The 22927-nt window shown below is 33.8% G+C and carries 26 protein-coding genes and 1 pseudogene; 24 read left to right on the top strand and 3 right to left on the bottom strand.

All coding sequences use genetic code 11. The features are described 5' to 3' along the window. The first annotated feature begins 136 nt into the window (after positions 1–136). The 5 genes from folE (at position 137) to AST99_RS04720 (ending at position 4111) form a co-directional block, all read left to right on the top strand. Complete coding sequence (folE, locus tag AST99_RS04700) at positions 137–814, top strand: GTP cyclohydrolase I FolE (RefSeq protein WP_057779700.1); 678 nt, start codon at positions 137–139, stop codon at positions 812–814. 12 nt (positions 815–826) lie between these two features. Further along, positions 827–2311 carry a cysteine--tRNA ligase gene (gene cysS / locus AST99_RS04705; RefSeq protein ID WP_057779702.1) on the top strand — a complete coding sequence of 495 codons (1485 nt, stop codon included), beginning with the start codon at positions 827–829 and terminating at the stop codon, positions 2309–2311. A 48-nt stretch (positions 2312–2359) separates the two neighbouring features. Beyond that, positions 2360–2581, top strand: coding sequence for a membrane protein insertion efficiency factor YidD (gene yidD, locus AST99_RS04710; protein ID WP_057779703.1), 222 nt, complete (start codon positions 2360–2362; stop codon positions 2579–2581). Positions 2582–2681: 100 nt separating this feature from the next. Next, positions 2682–3608 (top strand): prolipoprotein diacylglyceryl transferase, encoded by a 927-nt coding sequence (lgt, locus tag AST99_RS04715; RefSeq protein ID WP_057779705.1) that lies wholly within the window; start codon positions 2682–2684, stop codon positions 3606–3608. Between the two features lie 11 nt (positions 3609–3619). Continuing rightward, complete coding sequence (locus tag AST99_RS04720; RefSeq protein ID WP_057779707.1) at positions 3620–4111, top strand: DUF192 domain-containing protein; 492 nt, start codon at positions 3620–3622, stop codon at positions 4109–4111. A gap of 84 nt (positions 4112–4195) precedes the next feature. On the opposite strand, the gene AST99_RS04725 is transcribed toward AST99_RS04720, so the two are convergent. The 3 genes from AST99_RS04725 to AST99_RS04735 form a co-directional block, all read right to left on the bottom strand. Beyond that, the gene (locus tag AST99_RS04725; protein WP_057779709.1) at positions 4196–4591 is read right to left on the bottom strand and encodes a rhodanese-like domain-containing protein; all 396 of its coding nucleotides are present in this window, start codon (positions 4589–4591) and stop codon (positions 4196–4198) included. Between the two features lie 7 nt (positions 4592–4598). Then, positions 4599–4913, bottom strand: a complete 315-nt coding sequence (locus AST99_RS04730) for a rhodanese-like domain-containing protein (protein WP_057779711.1) — start codon at positions 4911–4913, stop codon at positions 4599–4601. Positions 4914–5110: 197 nt separating this feature from the next. Then, a complete protein-coding gene (locus tag AST99_RS04735; RefSeq protein WP_057779713.1) occupies positions 5111–5653 on the bottom strand; it encodes a TlpA disulfide reductase family protein in 543 nt (180 codons plus the stop codon). A gap of 114 nt (positions 5654–5767) precedes the next feature. On the opposite strand from AST99_RS04735, the gene AST99_RS04740 reads away from it, so the two are divergent. The 19 genes and pseudogenes from AST99_RS04740 (at position 5768) to AST99_RS04820 (ending at position 22853) form a co-directional block, all read left to right on the top strand. Then, positions 5768–6223 (top strand): MarR family winged helix-turn-helix transcriptional regulator, encoded by a 456-nt coding sequence (locus tag AST99_RS04740; protein WP_057779714.1) that lies wholly within the window; start codon positions 5768–5770, stop codon positions 6221–6223. A gap of 57 nt (positions 6224–6280) precedes the next feature. Continuing rightward, entirely contained in the window at positions 6281–6913 is a 633-nt protein-coding gene (locus tag AST99_RS04745) for an NAD(P)H-dependent oxidoreductase (RefSeq protein WP_057779716.1), read from the top strand. A 31-nt stretch (positions 6914–6944) separates the two neighbouring features. Continuing rightward, positions 6945–7511: a YceI family protein gene (locus tag AST99_RS04750; RefSeq protein WP_057779718.1), complete on the top strand. Its 567-nt coding sequence runs from the start codon at positions 6945–6947 to the stop codon at positions 7509–7511. 293 nt (positions 7512–7804) lie between these two features. Beyond that, positions 7805–9208, top strand: a complete 1404-nt coding sequence (locus tag AST99_RS04755; protein WP_057779720.1) for an anthranilate synthase component I family protein — start codon at positions 7805–7807, stop codon at positions 9206–9208. Positions 9209–9231: 23 nt separating this feature from the next. Beyond that, positions 9232–9798, top strand: coding sequence for an anthranilate synthase component II (locus tag AST99_RS04760; protein ID WP_057779722.1), 567 nt, complete (start codon positions 9232–9234; stop codon positions 9796–9798). Between the two features lie 2 nt (positions 9799–9800). Further along, entirely contained in the window at positions 9801–10793 is a 993-nt protein-coding gene (gene trpD / locus AST99_RS04765; RefSeq protein ID WP_057779724.1) for an anthranilate phosphoribosyltransferase, read from the top strand. A 4-nt stretch (positions 10794–10797) separates the two neighbouring features. Beyond that, positions 10798–11583 (top strand): indole-3-glycerol phosphate synthase TrpC, encoded by a 786-nt coding sequence (trpC, locus tag AST99_RS04770; RefSeq protein WP_057779726.1) that lies wholly within the window; start codon positions 10798–10800, stop codon positions 11581–11583. Positions 11584–11606: 23 nt separating this feature from the next. Then, a pseudogene (locus tag AST99_RS18975) lies at positions 11607–12185 on the top strand (phosphoribosylanthranilate isomerase); the annotation flags it as partial. A 48-nt stretch (positions 12186–12233) separates the two neighbouring features. Next, positions 12234–13415, top strand: coding sequence for a tryptophan synthase subunit beta (gene trpB / locus AST99_RS18980; protein WP_057779811.1), 1182 nt, complete (start codon positions 12234–12236; stop codon positions 13413–13415). Further along, entirely contained in the window at positions 13416–13745 is a 330-nt protein-coding gene (locus AST99_RS04780; protein ID WP_232301578.1) for a GIY-YIG nuclease family protein, read from the top strand. It begins immediately after the preceding gene. Between the two features lie 48 nt (positions 13746–13793). Beyond that, positions 13794–14558 carry a tryptophan synthase subunit alpha gene (gene trpA, locus AST99_RS04785; RefSeq protein WP_057779728.1) on the top strand — a complete coding sequence of 255 codons (765 nt, stop codon included), beginning with the start codon at positions 13794–13796 and terminating at the stop codon, positions 14556–14558. 102 nt (positions 14559–14660) lie between these two features. Beyond that, entirely contained in the window at positions 14661–14804 is a 144-nt protein-coding gene (locus tag AST99_RS18695; protein WP_172441767.1) for a hypothetical protein, read from the top strand. A 68-nt stretch (positions 14805–14872) separates the two neighbouring features. After that, on the top strand, positions 14873–15325 hold the full coding sequence (locus AST99_RS04790; RefSeq protein WP_057779730.1) for a tRNA (cytidine(34)-2'-O)-methyltransferase: 453 nt from the start codon (positions 14873–14875) through the stop codon (positions 15323–15325). A 75-nt stretch (positions 15326–15400) separates the two neighbouring features. Continuing rightward, the gene (locus tag AST99_RS04795) at positions 15401–16924 is read left to right on the top strand and encodes a carbon-nitrogen hydrolase family protein (protein WP_057779732.1); all 1524 of its coding nucleotides are present in this window, start codon (positions 15401–15403) and stop codon (positions 16922–16924) included. Between the two features lie 101 nt (positions 16925–17025). Next, entirely contained in the window at positions 17026–17685 is a 660-nt protein-coding gene (locus tag AST99_RS04800; protein WP_232301579.1) for a TetR/AcrR family transcriptional regulator, read from the top strand. Then, on the top strand, positions 17675–18982 hold the full coding sequence (locus tag AST99_RS04805; RefSeq protein WP_057779736.1) for a TolC family protein: 1308 nt from the start codon (positions 17675–17677) through the stop codon (positions 18980–18982). Before AST99_RS04800 ends, AST99_RS04805 begins: the two co-directional genes overlap by 11 nt. Before the next feature lie 14 nt (positions 18983–18996). Continuing rightward, complete coding sequence (locus AST99_RS04810; protein ID WP_057779738.1) at positions 18997–20085, top strand: HlyD family secretion protein; 1089 nt, start codon at positions 18997–18999, stop codon at positions 20083–20085. Between the two features lie 3 nt (positions 20086–20088). Further along, on the top strand, positions 20089–21672 hold the full coding sequence (locus tag AST99_RS04815; RefSeq protein WP_057779740.1) for a DHA2 family efflux MFS transporter permease subunit: 1584 nt from the start codon (positions 20089–20091) through the stop codon (positions 21670–21672). A 131-nt stretch (positions 21673–21803) separates the two neighbouring features. Beyond that, the gene (locus AST99_RS04820) at positions 21804–22853 is read left to right on the top strand and encodes a DUF481 domain-containing protein (RefSeq protein WP_057779743.1); all 1050 of its coding nucleotides are present in this window, start codon (positions 21804–21806) and stop codon (positions 22851–22853) included. Positions 22854–22927: the final 74 nt, after the last annotated feature.

Genomic DNA, 22927 nt, shown 5'->3' on the forward strand with positions numbered 1-22927 from the left:
CAGGTCTGATTTTAAATATAAATCAGACCTGCTTATTTTACAAAATCGTGCAATTATTAATTGTTTCACAATTCAAACTTAAAGAAAACGGAATTACCTATCTTTGCGCATTAAAACAGCTTTATTTTTTACATAAATGAAATTTGACAATAATATGGAAGAATTAGACGCTATTGGCGATAACCATGTTGGAACATCTACAGATACTCCAATGCGTGCCGATGCTTTTGACATTTCCGACGACCAAAAAATTGAAACTATAAAAGCTGATGTGCGCCATATTATGGAAACATTAGGCTTGGATTTAACCGACGATAGCTTAAAAGGCACACCAAACCGTGTGGCTAAAATGTTTGTAAAAGAAATTTTTGGTGGCTTAAATCCTAATAAAAAACCTACGGCTTCAACATTCGACAATAAATACAAATATGGCGAAATGTTGGTTGAAAAAAACATAACTGTATACTCTACTTGCGAGCATCATTTATTACCTATAGTTGGTAGAGCTCATGTCGCTTACATTTCTAAAGGTAATGTTGTAGGCCTTTCTAAAATGAATCGTATTGTAGATTTTTATGCAAAACGACCACAAGTTCAAGAACGCTTAACCATTCAAATTGTAAAAGAATTACAAGCCGTTTTAGGCACCGAAGATGTAGCATGTATTATAGATGCCAAGCATTTATGTGTGAACTCTAGAGGGATTAGAGATATTGAAAGTAGCACTGTTACTGCCGAATTTGGAGGAAAATTCAAAGAAAAAGATACTCGTAGAGAATTTATTGAGTACATAAAATTAGAGACGCAATTTTAAATTACCCCGATTATGCCTCAGCTATACAAGCAACAACATATTAAAGTTTACAATTCACTTACTGGACAAAAAGAAGTTTTTACACCAATAAACGACGGTTATGTTGGTATGTATGTCTGCGGTCCGACCGTTTATAGCAATGTACATTTAGGAAATGTAAGAACCTTTATGTCTTTTGATACTATTTTTCGTTACTTAAAACATTTGGGTTATAAAGTACGCTACGTACGTAACATTACAGATGCAGGACATTTAGAAAACGATGCAGATGAAGGTGAAGATAGAATTGCAAAAAAAGCACGTTTAGAACAAATAGAACCTATGGAAGTGGTACAACGTTATACGGTAGACTTTCATAATATTTTACATAAATTCAATTTTTTACCACCAAGTATAGAGCCTACTGCGACGGGACATATTATTGAACAAATCGAATTAATAAAAACGATTATCGATAATGGGTTTGGTTACGAAATAAACGGTTCTGTGTACTTCGATGTCTTAAAGTTTAACGAAACCAATAATTATGGTAAATTAAGCAAACGAAACGTTGAAGATTTAATTCACAATACACGTGTTTTAGATGGCCAAACAGATAAGAAAAACCCACAAGATTTTGCACTTTGGAAAAAGGCAGAACCTCAACACATAATGCGTTGGCCTTCGCCTTGGAGCGACGGTTTTCCAGGTTGGCATTTAGAATGTACAGCCATGAGCACAAAATATTTAGGCGAACATTTTGATATTCACGGAGGCGGAATGGATTTAAAATTCCCACATCACGAATGTGAAATTGCACAAGCCGAAGCTTGTAATCATCAATCGCCTGTTAACTATTGGATGCATGCCAATATGTTAATTATGAATGGTAAAAAAATGGCGAAATCTACAGGAAATTTTATCCTTCCTGAACAAATATTTACTGGAGAAAATGAACATATTACACAAGCATTTAGTGCTAGTGTGGCTCGTTTTTTCATGTTGCAAGCACATTATCGTTCTATTCTAGATTTTACTAATAATGGATTATTAGCTAGTGAAAAAGGATTTAATAGATTAATGGATGCCATATCAGATTTAGACACCTTAAAAGCAAGCGCATCTTCATCTATAAACATTTCAGAATGGAAACAGAAATGTTATGATGCGATGAACGACGACTTTAATTCGCCAATTTTAATTGCTAATTTATTTGAAGCTGTTAAATTCATCAATCAAATTAAAGATGGAAAGGTAACTATTTCTGAAGCAGATTTAGAGGAATTAAAAGCGACTATGCACACGTTTACATTTGATGTTTTAGGACTTGTATATGGTTCACAAACAGAAACTGGAGAAGACAAATTAACAGGAGCAGTCGATTTATTAATTAAATTAAGACAAGAAGCCAGAGCAAATAAAGATTTTGCTTTATCTGATAAAATACGTGATGAACTTGCTGCGGTTGGCATACAGCTAAACGATGGTAAAGAAGGCACAACATTTTCGACCAATTAGAAACATAACACGGACAAGCATTTACACTTGTCCGTTTTTTATATACTCATGAAACGCTTTTTAATCGCTCCTTTTTTATTCTTAATCAAGATATACCAAACACTAATATCGCCATTAACTCCGGCCTCGTGTAGGTATCATCCAACGTGTTCTCAATACACCAAAGAAGCATTAATAAAACACGGACTAATTAAAGGCGGATGGTTAGCTATTAAGCGCATTTTTAGTTGTCATCCTTGGGGAGGTTCCGGATACGATCCTGTCCCATAGTTATTACCAAAAAATATGTTTTTAAAATAGTGCTTAACGTACTATTCTTTTTTAAACCATAATGCAAATGTTTATATTTACGCATTGAAAACTTAACACTATGCACTTTTTAAAATTCGATTGGAATCCTACATCAGGAATTGAAATTATTGGAGATTTCCAACTTCATTTTTATAGCCTTATGTGGGTGACAGCTTTTTTATTGGGCTGGTACGTTATGAAACGTATCTACCAAAAGGAACAAGTGTCTCTAGAATATTTAGATCCACTATTTATATATACTGTATTAGCGACTATGATTGGTGCACGTTTAGGCCATGTAATCTTTTATCAGCCTGAATTATTTCAGCAAGATTTTCTAAGTATCTTTCTACCTATTCGCACAAAACCTGAATTAGAATTTACTGGATTTCAAGGTTTAGCAAGTCACGGCGCTGCAATAGGTATTATTATAGGAATGTATTTATACCGAAAAAAATACAATTACAAATCGTTAATGTGGATATTAGATCGTATTGTAATTCCCGTATCATTAGGTGCTATATTTATTAGAATTGGAAACTTTATCAATTCAGAAATTATAGGAAAAATAACAGACTCTAGCTTAGGGGTACGTTTTATTCAGGAAGAATATAGCAAACGCGAAGCCGTAAGACTTACAGGTATTAACAATCCGAAGGAAGCTTATAATGCTATAGCGAATAATCCGCAATTTCAAAACTTATTAGATGCTGTACCTTACAGACATGCAGCACAACTATACGAATCTGCATGTTATGTCTTTGTGTTTATCATTTTATGGGCCATTTATAACAAAACCACTAAAAAAGATGATCCAGGATTTTTATTCGGTTTGTTTTTAGTTTTATTATGGACCATTAGATTCTTTGTAGAATTTGTAAAAGAAGCACAAGTAGACGATCGTGCAACATGGGCATTAAACACAGGGCAATGGTTAAGTATACCATTTATTCTTGTTGGATTCTACTTTATGTTTGTATATAAAGGAGCTTCTAAAAAAGCTTAAAACCGTATTTTATGAAAATAACTAAACTTATTTTTTCGATAATTTTATTAGGCTTAGCCACCCTAACTTTAGCTTGTAAAGAAGAAAAAAAAGAAAGCGTTACACCTACAGAAATTACATTTAAAAAGGAAGGCGAATTAACTCTGTATAAAGCGAAAACAGATTCTATAATTAAAGTATTAGATATAGAAATTGCCGATACAGGTTACGACAGAGAAACAGGATTAATGTATAGATCGTCTATGGAAGAAAACCGTGGTATGTTGTTTGTGTTTCCTAAAGAAGAGCCACGTGCCTTTTACATGAAAAACACCCAAATTGCTTTAGATCTTATTTATATCGGAAAAAATCAAACCGTAGTAAGTATTTCTAAAAATGCAAAACCTATGGATGAAACCTCTTTACTTTCTTACGAACCTGCTATGTATGTTTTGGAGATAAATGCAGGTTTAGCAGACCTTTGGCAACTAAAAAAAGGAGACTCCATTACATATACTAAATAAAACATCTTTAAAAATAGTCAACAAAAAAGCAGCATTTAATCATTATTAAATGCTGCTTTTTTTCTTTTAGTCTTATTTTAGAATTTACTCTACTATAAGATCATTTCCTTTATGTTTCCATTCCGAGACACCACCTTGTAAATCAAAAATCTTTACAAAACCAGCTGCTTTTAGTTTCTCTGCACATTCTGCGCTACGTTTTCCAGAATTGCAATATAATGCAACAGGCTTAGTTTTATCTAAGTGCTTTATATCTTCATCGAAAGTAGCAGAACTATAATCTACATGTTGCGAATTGGCAATATAACCTTGTTTTAATCGATCTTCATGAGATCTAAGATCTACCAATTGCACATCATCTAAGCTAATAAGCGATTGCATTTCTTCTGCAGAAACAACTTCAATCACACCGGTTTCATGAGAATTACATGCCGAGAATAATAGAATTACAAAGCAATAAAGTATATATGTTTTTTTCATCTAATGTTTACCTCTCTGCGACTTCTCCAGCCCAATCATTAAATCCGCCTAATAAGTTATAGGCATTCTCAATGCCTAATTGGTCCATAATTTCGCAAGCTTTTCCGCTCCTTGCTCCAGAACGACAATACACATAATAATTTTTAGATTTGTCTAATTCGTCAACCTGATTTACAAATTCCTGACCTAAATAAAAATCTATATGCTTAGAATTTGGTATAAATCCTTGATCTACTTCATCATCTGTACGTACGTCTAAAATCACAGCATTACTATCGCTAGCCAACTGTTCTACCCATTCTTCTTGTGTTAAATCTGCCATAACTGTTTAAATATTTTGATTACAAATTTATAATATCTTTAATATATAAACGAAAAAAAAACCGAAGTCTTACAATTTCGGCTTTATTTTATGATTGAACTATTACAATACAGTTCAACTAAAAAAAGAACACTACAATAGTACACTGTGTGTTAACGGTCTTTATCAAGAAAATGTAGTAAATTATTATTTAAAATCTATTCTAAAAAAGTGTGTAATTCTTTTTCTAAAGCTTCGTAAGTAAAAGGTGTCTCGTAAAATTTACGGATGTTATTCTTATAAATAATTGTTACAGGAATAGAACCTGACCAAGAAGACTCTATTTTAGGAATCCAAGTATTAGAATCGGGATCGTTTAAAACAACTACAGAAGATTGTATGTTCTGATTTGCTATAAAAGGCTTTAGTTTAGTCTCGAAAGCATTCGGAAAATCTAAACTTACCAAAAGCACATCTACACCTTTTTTGGCATATACTGTTCTCAATTTCTCAAAATGAGGTAACTCTTTTACGCAAGGTGCACACCATGTTGCCCAGAAATTAACAACGTGTACCTTATCATCTTTAATATTTAGTAGTGGTTCTAGTGAATCAAAATTATCATACACCTTAAGTGCAGCATAGTCTTCAGTAGTTTTTGCTGTGATTTCAGGTGTGTTTACTTTTAATTCCGTCTCCTTTTTAACATCATTTTTACAAGCAAAACAACCTAACAGAGCCCATACAACTATCTTTTTCATGTGTTAAAAATAGTCATCACCGTTACCCTTCTTATTCTTTTTAACAAAATATTTGCTAAAATACATTATGAATACTGAAATTATAAACTACATTTGTATATACAATTATTGTACATGAAAGAGTTAGAAGACATTATAAAATCTAGTAGCCCAATTCCGCTGAGAAAGAAAACTGTTTTAAATATTGCCTATTCAAATATTTGGATGAAGGATGTTACAGGATCTATATTAAAAAATTTTGATATCTCTTCGGAACAATTTAATGTACTACGTATATTAAGAGGTAAAAAAGGGATTCCTGCGAATTTACAGGACATTCAAAATCGAATGATAAATAAAATGAGTAATACCACTAGACTAGTGGATAAACTTATTTTAAAAGGATTAGTAGAACGCTTTACTTGTGAAAAGAACAGAAGGAAAGTTGAAATTTTTATCACCCAAGACGGTCTTAAACTCTTAAAACAACTAGACCCTATTATAGAACAGGCAGAAGCTGATCTGACCTCTAATTTAACAGAAACTGAATTAGTACAACTCAATGAATTATTAACAAAACTAAGAAAGTAATTTTTTTAAAACACTAACACTTGTATATACAAATAATGTAAACACAACAATAAAGTTATGAATACCTATATTAAACAATTAAACTGGCGTTATGCCACTAAGAAATTTGATGCGACCAAGAAAATTTCTACGCAAGATCTAAACACGTTAAAAGAAGCTATTAAGTTATCGGCTTCTTCTTATGGGTTACAGCCCTACAAAGTACTTATAATTGAAGATGAAAAAACCCGTGAATCGCTAAAAGTAGCATCTTGGAATCAGCCACAAATTACAGAAGCTTCACATATGTTTGTTTTAGCAAACATTATCGATGCCGACGATACTCTTGTAGATGATTATATCATGAATGTGAGTGAAACTCGTGGTGTAACAAAAGAAAATCTTGAGAGCTATTCTAACATGATGAAATCGAATGTTATTGCATTACCCAATGAGGCCAAAAACATATGGACTGCTAAGCAAGTTTACATCGCTTTAGGTAATCTATTATCTGCAGCTGCTATTTTAGAAATAGATGCCTGCCCAATGGAAGGTTTTGACAGCCCTGCTTATAATTCTATTTTAGGTTTAGACCAACAAAACTTAAATGCAGCCGTAGTTGTTACCCTGGGCTATAGAGCCGAAGACGACGACACACAACACTATAAAAAAGTAAGAAAACCTGAAAACACATTATTTTCAGTAATATAAATCAACATTAATATCAAACTAAATTCAAAACATGAAAAACAATTTTAAAATGGCAATCGTATTAGTGGTAACTATCGCTTTTGCATCTTTCACTACCTTAAAGGACAAACAAGTAAACGTAAAGGAAAGTCAGGTAAACTGGACTGGTCACAAAGTTACTGGGCAACACGACGGTACAATTACTCTTAAAGAAGGATCTCTAGAATTTGATGGAGCAACTTTAACTGGAGGTGCATTCACTATGGATATGACATCTATAAATACGACTGATCTTGAAGGGGAATATAAAACAAAACTAGACGGTCACTTAAAAGCAGACGACTTTTTTGGAACAGATAAATTCCCTACAGCAACTTTAAAATTCACTAAAGTAAAGGCTTTAGGTTCAGATTATGCTGTGACTGGAGATTTAACTATTAAAGGAATTACTAAGCCGGTAACGTTTAAAATGAATGTTGCTAAAAATACTGCAACAGCTGCTTTAAAAATAGACAGAACGAAATACGACATTAAATACGGATCGGCAAGCTTCTTTGATAACTTACAAGACAAAGCCATTTACAACGAGTTTGACTTAAATGTGTCATTAAAATTTTAATATGACTAATTCAAATGTGAGTTCCAATGTGTAATTGGATAAATTCCTGTGGTATGATGCATACTTTGCTCAGCTATAGGAATTCTCTTTTATAATTTTATCAAAAAAAATTTGATAACTAAATTTTCATTCCTATATTTGAAACAAATAATTAAAGAATTGAATACAAATTTAAATATTACTTGGTGGTGGAGCTCTCGAAAATCAATCTTCGTGAACTAAACCTATTGTATATTTTAAACTCAAAATAACAAGGCTTGTCATTCACGACAAGCCTTTTTTATTACAAAAAAATGAAACAATTTAAACTCACCACACATTACAAAAAAATACTTGCCGATACTATTACTCCGGTTAGTGTGTATTTAAAAATTAGAGACCGTTTTCCTAATAGCCTGTTATTAGAAAGTAGCGATTACCACGCTAACAACAACAGTTTCTCTTACATTTGTTGTAATCCTATCGCCTCTATAAAAGTCCAAAACGAAACAATTACCCAAGAGTTTCCTAATGGAGACATACTCACTAAAAGAATAGAGGACCGCAGTATAGTTACCGAAGAAATTCACAACTTTACCAAGCGTTTTAAAGCGGATGAGAATGAAGCGTTTAAATTTATAAACAATGGTATTTTTGGTTATATAGGTTATGATGGTGTACGTTATTTTGAAGATATAGAAATCACGAAAAAAGAAGACGTTTTAGGTATTCCAGACATTTATTATGCAGTATATCAAAACATCATAGCTATTAATCATTTTAATAATGAAGCCTATATTTTCGCACACTGTTACGATGCCGAGAATAATATAGATGATATAAATCAGCTTATAAAGTCAAATCAATTTGCAACCTACCAATTCTCACCGGAAGAGGAAATAACTTCAAACTTAACAGACGAGGAATATAAAAAGAATGTGGTTTTAGCCAAGCAACATTGTGCACGTGGCGATGTGTTTCAATTGGTACTTTCTAAAAAGTTCTCTCAAGAATTTAAGGGCGACGAATTTAATGTTTATCGTGCCTTAAGAAGTATTAACCCATCCCCTTACCTATTCTATTTTGATTACGGCACCTTTAAAATCTTTGGAAGTTCTCCTGAAGCCCAATTAGTTGTTCAGGACGGAAATGCAGAAATTCATCCTATAGCAGGTACGTTTAAACGTACTGGTAATGATGAGAAAGATGCGGAACTTGCTAAAAAACTAGCCAAAGACGATAAGGAAAATGCAGAACATGTTATGCTTGTAGATTTAGCCCGAAACGATTTAAGTCGACACGGAAGCCAAGTCACTGTAGAAACCTATCGCGAAGTACAATTCTTCTCGCACGTCATTCACTTAGTAAGTAAAGTAGTTGGTAAAAAACACGCAGATACCATTACCATGCAAGTCGTTGCAGATACCTTCCCTGCCGGAACCTTGAGTGGTGCGCCTAAACACAAAGCCATGCAACTTATTGAAAAGTATGAAAAAACAAGTCGTGAGTTTTATGGAGGAGCAATCGGATTTATGGATTTTAACGGAAACTTTAATCATGCCATTATGATTAGAACTTTCTTGAGTAAAGACCATAAACTGCATTGGCAAGCAGGTGCAGGTATCGTTTCAAAATCGAAACCAGAAGATGAGTTACAAGAAGTGTACAACAAACTTGGTGCCTTAACCAAAGCCATAGATTTAGCAAAAAACATTTAATAGTGCAAATACAAGAAATCACTATGAAACAGATATTAGTTATAGATAATTACGATAGTTTTACATACAATTTAGTGCACTATTTAGAAGATTTAGGATGCGAAGTCACTGTAAAACGAAATGATAAACTAACCTTAGAAGAGGTTGACGCTTTCGATAAAATTGTATTATCTCCTGGACCTGGAATTCCTGATGAAGCGGGATTATTAAAAGACATTATAAGAACTTACGCACCTACAAAAAGTATTTTGGGCGTCTGTTTAGGACAACAAGCAATGGCTGAAGTCTTTGGAGGAACCATCGAAAATTTAGACAATGTATATCACGGTGTAGCCACTGAGGTAACTTTAAGTGTAGACGACGAAAAATTATTTGACGGATTCGATAAAACATTCCCTGTTGGTCGCTATCATTCTTGGGTCGTTTCAAACGCATTACCAGACGTATTAGAAGCCACGTCTTTCGATGAGAACGGACAGATTATGTCGTTACGTCATCGTATATTCGATGTCCGTGGCGTACAATATCACCCGGAATCGGTGTTAACACCTAACGGAAAACAAATGCTTAAAAACTGGATAAATAGTTAATCATGAAACAAATACTTAACAGACTTATTAATCACGAACACATCTCTAAAGAAGAAGCAAAACGTGTATTGGTAAATATCTCTAAAGGTGATTATAATCAGAGTCAGATTGCTTCATTTTTAACGGTATATATGATGCGTAGCATCACCACAGACGAACTTGAAGGCTTTAGAGATGCGCTTTTAGAATTATGCTTAGCAGTAGATTTGTCAGGGTATAATACCATTGATTTATGTGGTACCGGAGGCGATGGAAAAAACACCTTTAACATCTCAACTTTAGCTTCATTTATTACAGCTGGAGCAGGTGTACACGTTACCAAACACGGTAATTACGGCGTCTCTTCTATTTCTGGTTCAAGTAACGTTATGGAGCATTTAGGAATAAAATTTACTAACGATGCAGGCTTCTTAGAAAAGTGCTTAGACAAAGCAGGAATTTGTGTGTTACACGCCCCTTTGTTTCACCCAGCTATGAAAAACGTAGCGCCTATTCGTAGAGAATTAGGTGTTAAAACATTCTTTAATATGCTTGGTCCCATGGTAAATCCTGCATTTCCAAAGAATCAATTAGTTGGCGTGTTCAACTTAGAATTGGCACGATTATACGGATACCTATATCAGAATACAGACAAGAATTTTACAATTCTTCATGCTTTAGATGGATATGATGAAATTTCATTAACCAGTGATACCAAAGTGATTTCTAATCATTCTGAAACCATGTTATCCCCAGAAGATTTTGGAGTGCAAATGATTAAGCAATCTGATATTTTTGGAGGTGATACGATTAAAGACGCTGCAGATATTTTTGTAAATATTTTACAAGGACAAGGTACAGCAGCACAAAACAACGCCGTTTGCGCAAATGCTGCCATGGCCATAAAAACAGTAAACAACACTTCTTTAACCGATAGTTTTGCTGCTGCTCAAGAATCTTTACATTCAGGAGAAGCTTTAAAACGATTTCAAATTTTAGTAGATTTAAGCGCATAACAGCATGAATATTTTAGATAAAATTGTAGCAGATAAACGCACAGAGGTAGCTTTAAGGAAAACATTAATTCCGGTAAAACAATTAGAGCAGTCTATACTCTTTTCAAAAGAGACCAATTCTTTAGCTTCAGCCTTAAAAGCGAGTACTAGCGGTATAATTGCTGAACATAAACGTCGTTCGCCATCTAAATCTGTAATCAATCACAATCTAAATGTGTTTGATGTGGCAAAAGGCTACGAAGATGCTGGTGTTTGCGGCATGTCTGTTTTAACCGATGGTAAATATTTTGGAGGAAGCCTAGACGATTTACTTACCGCTCGTGCGAGTTGTAATTTGCCATTACTCCGCAAAGAATTTATAATAGACACCTACCAAATTATTGAAGCGAAAGCGTACGGAGCAGATGTTATATTATTAATCGCCGCAATACTAACTCGGGAAGAAATCAAAACCTTTTCAAAATTAGCAAAAAGCTTGAATTTAGATGTGCTTTTAGAAGTACATAACGAAGAAGAACTGCATAAATCACTTATGCCAAGTTTAGATATGTTAGGTGTAAACAACAGAAATTTAAAAACGTTTGAAGTTTCTCTAGACATCAGTAAAGCATTAAGCACATTAATTCCTGACGATTTTGTAAAAGTATCTGAAAGCGGTATCAGTAGCATTGAGGCCATAAGAGAATTACAACCTTACGGTTACAAAGGGTTTTTAATTGGTGAAAACTTCATGAAAACCGACAATGCCGGAGCAAGTGCAACCGAATTTATAAAGGCTTTAAACCTATAGGTATGAAACTAAAAGTTTGTGGTATGAAATTCCCCGAAAACATTTCAGAAATTGGGAGTTTACAACCTGATTATTTGGGATTCATTTTCTACGATAAATCGGCACGTTGTATACATACGGAAATTCCAAATATTTCAGAACGCATTAAAAAAGTTGGAGTATTTGTTAATGCCACAACAGAGACAGTAATTAAAACCGTTTTGGCAAACAATTTGAAGGCTGTTCAACTTCATGGAGACGAATCGGTTGCCTATTGCAAAGTCATCAAGCAAGAGCTTCCAGAGATTGAAATCATTAAAGTATTTTCTATCAAAGATGAATTCAATTTTGAAGTTTTAAAACCATTTGAAGACACATGCGATTATTTTCTTTTCGATACTAAAGGTAAATTACCTGGCGGAAATGGATATACCTTCAATTGGAATATTCTTGAAGATTATCCTTCAACAAAACCTTATTTTTTAAGTGGAGGTATTGGAGATTCTGAAATAGAAGCCGTTTTAGAATTTTCAAAAAGTAAAGCATCAAAATACTGTTATGCCATTGATGTAAATAGTAAATTTGAAATCAAACCAGGTTTAAAAGATTTCGAACGTGTAAAACAATTTAAAAAGCAATTATTTAGCAACTTAGCTACAAAACAACATACAATGAGTTACAATGTAAATGAGCAAGGTTATTATGGCGAATTCGGCGGTGCATACATCCCGGAAATGTTATATCCTAATGTTGAAGAGTTACGCCAAAACTATTTAAAAATTATGGCAGAACCTTCGTTTAAAGAAGAGTTCGACCAGTTATTAAAAGATTATGTTGGGCGACCATCTCCCTTATATTTCGCCAAACGATTAAGCGAAAAATACAACACTAAAATCTATCTTAAACGTGAAGATTTAAATCATACAGGAGCACATAAAATCAACAATACTATCGGTCAGATTTTAATGGCACAGCGTTTAGGTAAAAAGCGTATTATCGCGGAAACCGGAGCAGGTCAACATGGTGTGGCAACTGCCACAGTTTGTGCACTTATGGGCTTAGATTGTATTGTGTATATGGGTGAAATAGACATCGCTAGACAGGCTCCAAATGTAGCACGAATGAAAATGCTTGGAGCAACTGTAATTCCAGCCTTATCTGGAAGTCGTACGCTAAAAGACGCGACTAACGAAGCCATTCGCGATTGGATTAACAATCCGGTAGATACACATTACATTATAGGAAGTGTGGTTGGACCGCATCCTTATCCGGATATGGTGGCGCGTTTTCAATCTGTAGTGTCTCAAGAAATGGAATGGCAATTACAGGAAAAAGAAGGTCGCACTAAACCAGACCACGTTATTGCATGTGTGGGTGGTGGTAGTAATGCAGCCGGTGCTTTTTATCAGTATTTAGATGAAACAGATGTAAACTTAATCGCGGTTGAAGCGGCTGGTTTAGGTATAGATACTGGAGAAAGTGCAGCAACCTCAGCATTAGGAAGAGAAGGTATTATTCACGGTAGTAAAACCTTATTAATGCAAACAGACGACGGACAAATTACAGAGCCGTATTCTATCTCAGCTGGATTAGATTACCCTGGTGTAGGACCAATGCATGCGAATTTATTTGCTTCTGGTCGTGCAGAATTTATTTCGATTACAGATGATGAGGCCATGAACGCGGGTATGGAATTATGTAAACTAGAAGGTATTATTCCTGCTATTGAAAGTTCTCATGCTTTAGCCGTATTCAAGAATAGAAAATTCAACCCTGATGAAGTCGTGGTGTTGAGTTTATCTGGTCGAGGTGATAAAGATTTACAGAATTATATCGATTATTTTAAAATATAGATGTTTTTCCATTTCCGAGAAGGCGGAAATCTTATCAATCTTTTTATGGATGTTTATTACGTTTACATATTAACCAATAAAAACCATACCGTTCTATATATAGGTCGTACAAAACAATTGAAAGTAAGATTAATTCAACATAAAAACAACAGTATAAAAACCTTTACAGGAAGATATAATGTACATAAGTTAGTCTATTTTGAAACTACGAAATATATAAATAACGCCATTAAAAGAGAGCGGCAATTAAAAAAGTGGAATCGAAAATGGAAAATAAATTTAATTAAAGGATTGAATCCAGATTGGAAAGATCTTTCAGAATACATATAAAAATTAAAAGATTCCCTCCTGCGAGGGAATATAAACTCTTCATTTAAAATGAACAGAATAAATCAAAAACTCCAAGAAGACAAAAAATTACTGTCTATATATTTTACCGCTGGATATCCTAGCTTAAACGATACGGTAAGCATCATTGAAGACCTTGAAAAAAATGGTGTAGATATGATAGAAATCGGATTACCTTTTAGTGATCCCTTAGCCGATGGTCCTACCATACAAGCAAGTTCTACACAAGCTTTAAAAAACGGAATGACCACAGCAAAATTATTCGAGCAATTAAAAGACATCCGTAAAACCGTGTCTATTCCATTAGTCATTATGGGATATTTTAACCCGATGCTACAATACGGTGTAGACGCGTTCTGTAAAAAATGTCAAGAGATTGGTATCGACGGTTTAATTATTCCTGATTTACCTGTAGATGAATATAAAGCCCATTATAAAGAGACTTTCGAAAAATATGGTCTTGTGAATGTGTTTTTAATTACACCACAAACTTCAGATGAGCGTATTGCCTTTATAGACGATATGTCTAACGGATTTATTTATATGGTAAGTAGCGCTAGCGTAACTGGAAGTCAGTCAGGGTTTGGAGACGAACAGACAAAATACTTTAAACGTATTGCTGATATGAACCTGAAGACACCACAAATTATCGGTTTCGGAATTAATAACGAGGAAACTTTTAATCAGGCCACAGCCTATACAAAAGGTGCGATTATAGGAAGTGCTTTTATTAAATATATTACCGAAAATGGGATTAAAAACATTGGTGAATTTACCTCTAAAATAAAACCCTAACACACTCGTTTAACAGTTCTTAACAAAGGTTTAGTAGAATTTTGACACCCAAAATACACTTGATTCTTTATCTTACGATTGAATCAATAAAAAAGAGAAACTATGGGAATTATTAAAGACAAAAAGAAATTTACAACTAAAGAAGAACAATCAACACCAACAAATCCTACGGCAAACACCAATCAGGATACCAATACGTTCGATATCGATAAACAAACGATAAAAGAACAACAAACAAAGAAATAATTTATCATACATATAAAGACTTTTCTACAGCAGGAAAGTCTTTTTTATGCTTTAACACCACATATAATATGCCTTTAAACATTGTCCTTTTTGAACCTGAAATACCTAACAATACAGGAAACATTGGTCGGTTAAGTTTGGCCTCCGGCTCACATTTACATTTAGTAAAACCTTTCGGATTCGAAATAGACGATAAACGTTTAAAACGTGCGGGTTTAGATTATTGGCAACATTTAAATATTACCTATTACAATTCTATAAGTGAGTTCTTCCAAATAAATGCTGATAAAAAAATGGCATTTTTATCGAGTCATGGCGAGAAAAGTCATTGGGATATCGATTTTGAAGACGATATGTTTCTCATCTTCGGTAAGGAATCTGTGGGCTTACCTAAACAACTTCTTGAAGATTATAAAGACTCGCTTTTTAAAATCCCGCTTTTTAGTGAACATATCCGCAGTTTAAACCTTGCAAATGCTGTAAGTATCGTGGTTTATGAAGGCTTAAAAAAATTACGCTAGCACCTCAATTTATTTTAAAAAGCTGATTAATTAATTTGTACATTTCGCTCCTAAAATACTAGTTAACAGATTTTCATGGAAGATATTGAAAATATTGAATTAGCGTATTTAAGTCTAGATGATTATCAAGAACTTAAAGCCGCAATGATTGAGTCGTACAGTAGCATGCCCGATTCCTATTGGAGAGAACACCAAATAGAAACTTTAATAAAACAATTTCCGGAAGGGCAAGTTGTTATAAAAATAAACAACCAAATTGCGGGTTGCGCCCTGTCTATAATTGTAGATTATAGTCAATTTGACAATGCACACACCTACAAGGATATTACCGGGAATTATACGTTTAGTACACACAATAAAAACGGAGATGTTATTTATGGTGTAGATGTGTTTATAAAACCAGAATTTAGAGGTTTACGTTTAGGTAGACGTCTTTATGATTACCGTAAAGAACTATGTGAACGCCTTAATTTAAGAGGTTTAGCTTTTGGAGGTCGTATTCCTAACTACCATAAATTTTCTAGCGAACTTTCACCTAAAGAATATATAGATAAGGTGAAGCGTAAAGAGATTCATGATCCTGTTTTAAACTTTCAAATTTCTAATGATTTTCATCCTACTCGTGTATTGAAGAACTACCTTGAAGGTGATAGTAATTCGGAAGATTACGCCGTGCTTTTAGAATGGGATAACATTTATTACGAAAAGAAAGAGACTAAAGCTGCAACAACTAAAAAAATTGTGCGTTTAGGATTAATTCAGTGGCAAATGCGTCCATATAACGACTTAGATGAATTGATGCAACAAGCAGAATATTTTGTTGATGCCGTTTCTGGATACCGAAGCGATTTTGCATTATTTCCTGAATTTTTTAATGCGCCATTAATGGCAGACGATAACCATTTATCGGAACCCGATGCTATTAGAAATTTAGCTGAACATACGGCGGAAATTGTATTGCGCTTTTCTAAATTAGCTATTTCTTATAACATCAATATTATTACAGGGAGTATGCCTGAAATCGCAGAAGATAACCGCTTGTATAATGTTGGGTATTTATGCCGAAGAGATGGAACTACCGAACGCTATGAAAAACTTCATGTTACACCAGACGAAGCCAAAGTTTGGGGTATGGAAGGTGGTTACAAGCTTGAAGCGTTCGATACAGATTGTGGAAAAATTGGTATTTTAATTTGTTACGATTCTGAGTTCCCTGAATTAAGCAGATTATTAGCCGATCAAGGTATGGATATTTTATTCGTCCCATTTTTAACCGATACTCAAAACGGATATTCTCGTGTAAGACATTGCGCACAGGCTCGAGCTATTGAAAATGAATGTTATGTAGCTATCGCAGGAAGCGTTGGAAACTTACCGAAAGTACACAACATGGATATTCAGTTCGCACAATCTATGGTATTTACACCTTGCGATTTCGCTTTTCCGGCAAACGGAATAAAAGCAGAAGCCACGCCAAACACCGAAATGATTTTAATAGCAGACGTCGATATCGATCTGCTTAGAAATCTAAATCAATTTGGCAGCGTTAAAAACCTAAGAGACAGACGAAAGGATATTTTTGAATTACGAAAAAAATAATCCATAAATCTACTCAACATATTAAAGCATCATATAAATTATTATATGATGCTTTTTTTGTGTCAATTTTTAACAATTAAACAACTGTTTAATTTAAACACTTGTTTAACTTTGTACCCGTTTTATTACAAGATGGAGTTATGAAGTTAAATGAAAAGAAAATCCAAATTCTACTAACGGCAGAAAAATTATTTGCCGATAATGGATTTGATGGTACTACAATCAGGCAAATTTCTAAAAAAGCAGGAATCAATATCGCCATGATTTCCTATTACTTTGGATCTAAAAAGAAGTTATTAGAAGCACTTTTAATATATAGAATTTCAGATTTTGGATCTGAGTTTGATTCTATAGTCTCAGACAAAGGCACATATCTTGAAAAAATAGATGCGTTTATAGAGATGATGGTTAAACGTATTCACCAAAACAGACGCACTCACAAAATTGTAAGTTTTGAATATTCTAATCCGTTTAGAGAAATCAACTTTGAGGCTTACGAAAATTACAAAAAAGAGAATTTTAATATCGTAGCGAACTTCGTTAAAAACGGTCAGGAACAAAGCGAGTTTAGTAAAAACATTAATGTTCAAATGATTATCCCTACCATATTAGGAACCTATTTTCATTTTTATTATAACAAGAATTTCTACCAAAACCTTTTAGATATTTCGAACGAATCAGAGATCGAACATTATGTACATAATCAATTAACTCAACACATTAAACAAACCATTAAAGCTTTATTAACTTATGAAGAGTAAACTAATAGCCTTCTTATCGCTAGTGTTATTTTGCAACCTACAAAGTAACGCACAACAGACTAAACCACTTTCAATTCCAGATGCTGTGCATTTGGCATTAGAGCAGAGTGATGAATCTAAAATAAATCAAGCACAAGTCACAACCTCAACTCATGAAGTACAAGTTGCTAAGACACTGCAATATCCAGATGTTACTGCTGGCGGACAATACCGTTACTTAACACATGTCGATTTTTCTTCAGACTTATTAAGCGGAGAAGATGCCGAAAGTTCGACCATTCCAGATGTAAATCAATTTTTAATGGGAAACTTAGATATTTCGATGCCTATCTTTTCTGGTTTCAAAATTAAAAACACCATTGAAGCTAGTAAAAACATACTTGAAGCCACAACGTACAAGGCTAAAAATAACGACGAAAAACTGGCTCTGGAAACTATAAATTTATACATCAGTCTGTATAAAGCAGAACAGTCTATTACAATGTTTGAAGATAATCTGGTAAGCGCTAAACAGCGTGTTACAGATTTTACTAACATGGAACAAAACGGACTTCTCGCACGTAACGATTTATTGAAAGCTCAGCTTCAAGAATCACAAGTTCAAATTTCTTTAGAAAATGCAAAGAAGACTAAAAACATATTGAATTACCGCTTAGTTAGTCTACTAAAACTACCAGAAGATACTAAAATTGAAACCATTTCTGAAAATTTTGGAATTGCTCCGGCTACAATTGAAACGGATACTTTCTACAGAAACGACCTTGAAGCTCTAAAAGCACAAGAACGGGCAACAGAAAATCAGATTAAAATTGCAAAAGGTAATTATTATCCGTCTATAGGTATTGTTGGAGGATATATGGCTGTAGATGTGCCAAACGCTTTTACATTAACAAATGCCATGAATATTGGTGTGGGATTGTCTTACAATTTCTCTGAGATTTTTAAAAATAAAAGTGAAGTTGCTGTTGCAAAAAGCAAAGCAGACGAACTAAAATACACTATAGACAAGGCTACAGATGCTATTAAAGTTGAAATAGAAAATGCAAGTCAGGAGTATCAATTAGCACTGAAAAAATTAAATCTGTATGCGAAATCTGAAGAACAAGCCATAGAAAATTATCGCATTGTAAAAGATAAATTTGATAATGGGCTTGCCGATACTAACGACACGCTAGAAGCCGATTTAGAACAACTACAAGCAAAAATTAATTTAGCCTTTGCTAAAGCAGATATCTCTCAAAAGTATTATGAACTTTTAACTGCACAAGGACAATTAACCACACTAATAAACAACTAGTAACAAAAAATAAAATGGAACAGGAACAAAAACAAAAAACAAATAAAAAATTCGTAATCATAATTTCTGTCATACTTATTATCGGAATTATTTACGGCGGATATAAATTTATGCACTCTTTAGCTCATGAAGAAACAGATGATGCACAAATAGAAGCAAATATGACTCCTATTATTCCTCATGTTGCAGGTTATGTAAACACGGTTTTAGTGGAGGATAATGCCAGAGTTAAAAAAGGAGACACGCTCTTAATTATAGACAATACAGATTATATGATTCAGTTAAAACAAGCTGAAGCTAATGTAGCAGCAGCACAAAGCGGATTAGCCGTTTCTGAAGCTAGCATCGGATCTTTTGCAGCAAATTCTAGTGCAGCTAATGCCCAAACAAACTCTGCAAGTCTAACCATAGAAACTGCTAAAATTAAATTATGGCGTGCAGAAAATGATTTTAAACGTTACGAGAACTTATATAAAAACCATTCTATTACTGCACAACAGTACGAACAAGCATCTGCATTAAAACAAGAAGCTGAAAAACAATTAGAAATTTTACAGAGTCAGAAAAAAGCAAGCGCTAGCCAAAGTAGTGCGGCATCTCACCAAACTACAATTTCTAAAAAACAAGTTTCTGTTGCAGAAGCACAAATACAATTAGCAGAAGCGCAATTAAGTGCTGCACTTCAAAACTTAAACTACACTTATGTTACTGCTCCTATAGACGGACAGTTGGCTAGTGTTAAAATTCAAGCGGGACAATTTGTACAGCCTGGACAATCCTTATTCTACCTTGTTAATACGCAAGAAAAATGGGTTGTTGCTAATTTTAAAGAAACACAATTAGAAAAAATGAACATCGGGCAGCATGTGAGTATTACTGTAGATGCGTATCCTGATTACGAGTTTGAAGGTATTGTAACAAATTTTTCGCCTGCTACGGGATCTAAATTCTCTCTATTGCCTCCAGATAATGCTACAGGAAACTTTGTAAAAACAATTCAACGTTTACCTGTAAAAATTGATTTTACAGACAATAACGACGCAGAAGAATTTAAAAAATTACGTTCTGGAATGAATGTAAATATAGATGTGCATTTAAAATAAATTATGCAAGACACAGAAGACGAAAACAGTTTAGTTGAATACGGTTTTAGACGCGTTATCATTACCATAACAGCAGTGTTATGTGCGCTTCTTGAAATTGTAGATACAACTATTGTAAATGTGGCACTTAACGACATGAAAGGGAGTTTGGGTGCAACCTTAACAGATGTTGCTTGGGTAATTACGGCCTATGCTATAGCAAATGTTATTATCATACCCATGACTAGTTGGTTGTCTAAACAATTTGGAAGACGAAATTATTTCGCAACCTCCATAATTATCTTTACGGTAGCATCTTTCTTATGTGGTAATGCGACTAACATTTGGGAACTTGTAGCCTTTAGGTTTATTCAAGGTCTAGGTGGAGGTGCTTTATTAGTGACTGCACAAACGATAATCACAGAAAGTTACCCTATGGCAAAACGAGGAATGGCTCAGGCTATTTATGGTATGGGTGTAATTGTAGGGCCAACGCTTGGTCCTCCTCTTGGTGGTTATATTGTAGATAATTATTCTTGGCCTTATATTTTTTACATAAATATTCCCTTAGGTATCATCGCTACGTTCTTAACTATTATGTATGTTAAGAGTCCTAAATACGGCGAGAAACTCAAAGCAAGTCAGGTAGATTGGTGGGGCATCGTATTTTTAGCAACATTTATAGGTTCGTTGCAATTTGTATTAGAACATGGCCAGCAAGACGATTGGTTTGATAATTCATTAATTATCACCTTAAGCGTTGCTTCATTTTTTGGCTTGATTCTCTTTATATGGAGAGAATTAGTTTACGACAACCCTATAGTAAATCTGCGCGTATTAAAAGACAGTAATTTACGCGTAGGAACTATAATGACCTTTATTTTAGGTTTTGGATTGTACGGGTCTACTTTTATTATTCCTATTTACACGCAATCTGTTTTAGGATTTACAGCTACAGATGCCGGATTATTATTGATACCTAGTTCAATTACAACAGGTATTATGATGCCTATAATTGGTAAGTTAATTCAGAAAGGTGTACCTCAAAAATATTTGGTAACCGCAGGATTCTCTGTATTCTTTATTTACAGTTTATGGATGTATTTAGAAATGACACCAGACACTGGAGTTGAACATTTCTTTTGGCCACTTGTAGTTAGAGGTGTTGGTTTAGGATTACTATTTGTACCTATTACCACTTTATCGCTTTCAACTTTAATAGGAAAAGATATCGGAGATGGTGCTGCCTTTACAGGAATGACAAGACAATTAGGGGGTTCTTTTGGAATAGCAATTATTACGACTATGATTTCACGTTGGGGACAACAACATCGCGTAGATTTAATCTCTAATTTAGATCCTACACATTTTAATGTTCAACAACGCATACAGAATTTACAATACATGTTTATGGGCAAAGGATTCTCTGTAAACGAATCGTTAAGTAAAGCCTACGAATTGTTAGATTTATCTGTAACAAAACAAGCTGTCGTGCTCTCTTATATGGACATATTTTTATATTTAGGGATTCTATTTTTACTATGTGTACCATTTGTACTACTCATTAAAAAAGGAGCAGGAAAAGTAGATTTAAGCGCTGTGCATTAAAGAAAACTTACTTGTATTAAAATTTTTTAACCCTCATAATCTAGTCAGATTCGATTTAGATCATGAGGGTTCTTATTTTATTTTTAATAAAGTTCACTATCTTCGCCAAAAATCAATAAATCAACCACATTATGTTAGAACAATTTAAGATACCAAAATGGTATACCTTCATGTTTTACTTATCATTAGCAGTTTTTTGCAACACACAAGTTAAAGCTCAAAATGACACCTTAGTCCTTAAAAATAAAGACAAACTTATAGGTGACATTAAAGAAATGAACAAAGGTGTACTTACTATAGAAACCGACTATAGTGATAGTGACTTCCAGATTAAATGGAAAGATGTTATTTATGTAAGTAGTGATCAGACTTATTTAATGTCTTTATCTAATGGGCGTCGTGTAAATAGTAAACTACAAACAAAAACAGGAGATTCTAACATGATTGTCTTAACTCAAGGCACAGAAGTCATAGAAACTAAAATAACAGACGTTGTTTACGTTAAAGCCATAGAAAACAGTTTTATCTCGCGTCTAGATGCCAGTTTATCCATTGGTTTTAACTTTGCAAAAACCAATAATTTAACTCAGTTTTCGGTATTAAGTAACATAGGGTATACAGCCGATAAATGGGGCTTTTCTGCAGGTTTCAATTCTGTAAGAAGCAACCAAGACGATGTAGAAGAAACCAAACGTACAGATGCCAATATTGGAGCCAAATACTTTATGAGACACGATTGGTTTGCTTTAGCAAATGCAACGTTCCTTTCTAACGATGAACAATTATTAAAACTTAGATCTTCAACACAAGGTGGTATTGGTAAATACATTATACACTCTAATCGCGTATATTTTGCAACCGGTACAGGTTTAGCTTGGACAAATGAAAATTATACAGATGCTTCTATCGATACTAAAAACAGTTTAGAGGCCTTTTTATCTTTAGAATTGAACATGTTTGATTTTGATGATATTAGCTTATATTCAAACTTTGTGGTATATCCGAGTTTAACAGAAAGTGATCGTGTGAGAACAGATTTAAACTTAAATTTAAAATATGATTTACCTTTAGATTTCTTTGTAAAACTAGGATTAACACACAACTTTGATAGTAAACCTATTGAAGGTGCATCTGAAGTAGATTATGTGTTTCAGACAACATTAGGTTGGGAATTAGATTAATTTCTATGATAATATATTAATCAAAAAACGTGTTAGATTCTGTCTAACACGTTTTTTTTATGTCCCTAATTAAA

The organism is Formosa algae, from assembly GCF_001439665.1.
Taxonomy (GTDB): domain Bacteria; phylum Bacteroidota; class Bacteroidia; order Flavobacteriales; family Flavobacteriaceae; genus Formosa; species Formosa algae.

Excerpts from the sequence above, each read along its gene's own strand:
- AST99_RS04790 (WP_057779730.1), top strand. The coding sequence starts at position 14,873 with ATGCCTTTAAACATTGTCCTTTTTGAACCTGAAATACCTAACAATACA.
- AST99_RS04795 (WP_057779732.1), top strand. The coding sequence starts at position 15,401 with ATGGAAGATATTGAAAATATTGAATTAGCGTATTTAAGTCTAGATGAT.
- trpA (WP_057779728.1), top strand. The coding sequence starts at position 13,794 with ATGAACAGAATAAATCAAAAACTCCAAGAAGACAAAAAATTACTGTCT.
- AST99_RS04815 (WP_057779740.1), top strand. The coding sequence starts at position 20,089 with ATGCAAGACACAGAAGACGAAAACAGTTTAGTTGAATACGGTTTTAGA.
- AST99_RS04720 (WP_057779707.1), top strand. The coding sequence starts at position 3,620 with ATGAAAATAACTAAACTTATTTTTTCGATAATTTTATTAGGCTTAGCC.
- AST99_RS04740 (WP_057779714.1), top strand. The coding sequence starts at position 5,768 with ATGAAAGAGTTAGAAGACATTATAAAATCTAGTAGCCCAATTCCGCTG.
- trpC (WP_057779726.1), top strand. The coding sequence starts at position 10,798 with ATGAATATTTTAGATAAAATTGTAGCAGATAAACGCACAGAGGTAGCT.
- yidD (WP_057779703.1), top strand. The coding sequence starts at position 2,360 with ATGAAACGCTTTTTAATCGCTCCTTTTTTATTCTTAATCAAGATATAC.
- AST99_RS04725 (WP_057779709.1), bottom strand. The coding sequence starts at position 4,591 with ATGAAAAAAACATATATACTTTATTGCTTTGTAATTCTATTATTCTCG.
- cysS (WP_057779702.1), top strand. The coding sequence starts at position 827 with ATGCCTCAGCTATACAAGCAACAACATATTAAAGTTTACAATTCACTT.
- trpD (WP_057779724.1), top strand. The coding sequence starts at position 9,801 with ATGAAACAAATACTTAACAGACTTATTAATCACGAACACATCTCTAAA.
- AST99_RS04780 (WP_232301578.1), top strand. The coding sequence starts at position 13,416 with ATGTTTTTCCATTTCCGAGAAGGCGGAAATCTTATCAATCTTTTTATG.
- AST99_RS04820 (WP_057779743.1), top strand. The coding sequence starts at position 21,804 with ATGTTAGAACAATTTAAGATACCAAAATGGTATACCTTCATGTTTTAC.
- AST99_RS04810 (WP_057779738.1), top strand. The coding sequence starts at position 18,997 with ATGGAACAGGAACAAAAACAAAAAACAAATAAAAAATTCGTAATCATA.
- AST99_RS04755 (WP_057779720.1), top strand. The coding sequence starts at position 7,805 with ATGAAACAATTTAAACTCACCACACATTACAAAAAAATACTTGCCGAT.
- AST99_RS04750 (WP_057779718.1), top strand. The coding sequence starts at position 6,945 with ATGAAAAACAATTTTAAAATGGCAATCGTATTAGTGGTAACTATCGCT.
- AST99_RS04760 (WP_057779722.1), top strand. The coding sequence starts at position 9,232 with ATGAAACAGATATTAGTTATAGATAATTACGATAGTTTTACATACAAT.
- lgt (WP_057779705.1), top strand. The coding sequence starts at position 2,682 with ATGCACTTTTTAAAATTCGATTGGAATCCTACATCAGGAATTGAAATT.
- trpB (WP_057779811.1), top strand. The coding sequence starts at position 12,234 with ATGAGTTACAATGTAAATGAGCAAGGTTATTATGGCGAATTCGGCGGT.
- AST99_RS04735 (WP_057779713.1), bottom strand. The coding sequence starts at position 5,653 with ATGAAAAAGATAGTTGTATGGGCTCTGTTAGGTTGTTTTGCTTGTAAA.
- folE (WP_057779700.1), top strand. The coding sequence starts at position 137 with ATGAAATTTGACAATAATATGGAAGAATTAGACGCTATTGGCGATAAC.
- AST99_RS04730 (WP_057779711.1), bottom strand. The coding sequence starts at position 4,913 with ATGGCAGATTTAACACAAGAAGAATGGGTAGAACAGTTGGCTAGCGAT.
- AST99_RS04805 (WP_057779736.1), top strand. The coding sequence starts at position 17,675 with ATGAAGAGTAAACTAATAGCCTTCTTATCGCTAGTGTTATTTTGCAAC.
- AST99_RS04745 (WP_057779716.1), top strand. The coding sequence starts at position 6,281 with ATGAATACCTATATTAAACAATTAAACTGGCGTTATGCCACTAAGAAA.
- AST99_RS18695 (WP_172441767.1), top strand. The coding sequence starts at position 14,661 with ATGGGAATTATTAAAGACAAAAAGAAATTTACAACTAAAGAAGAACAA.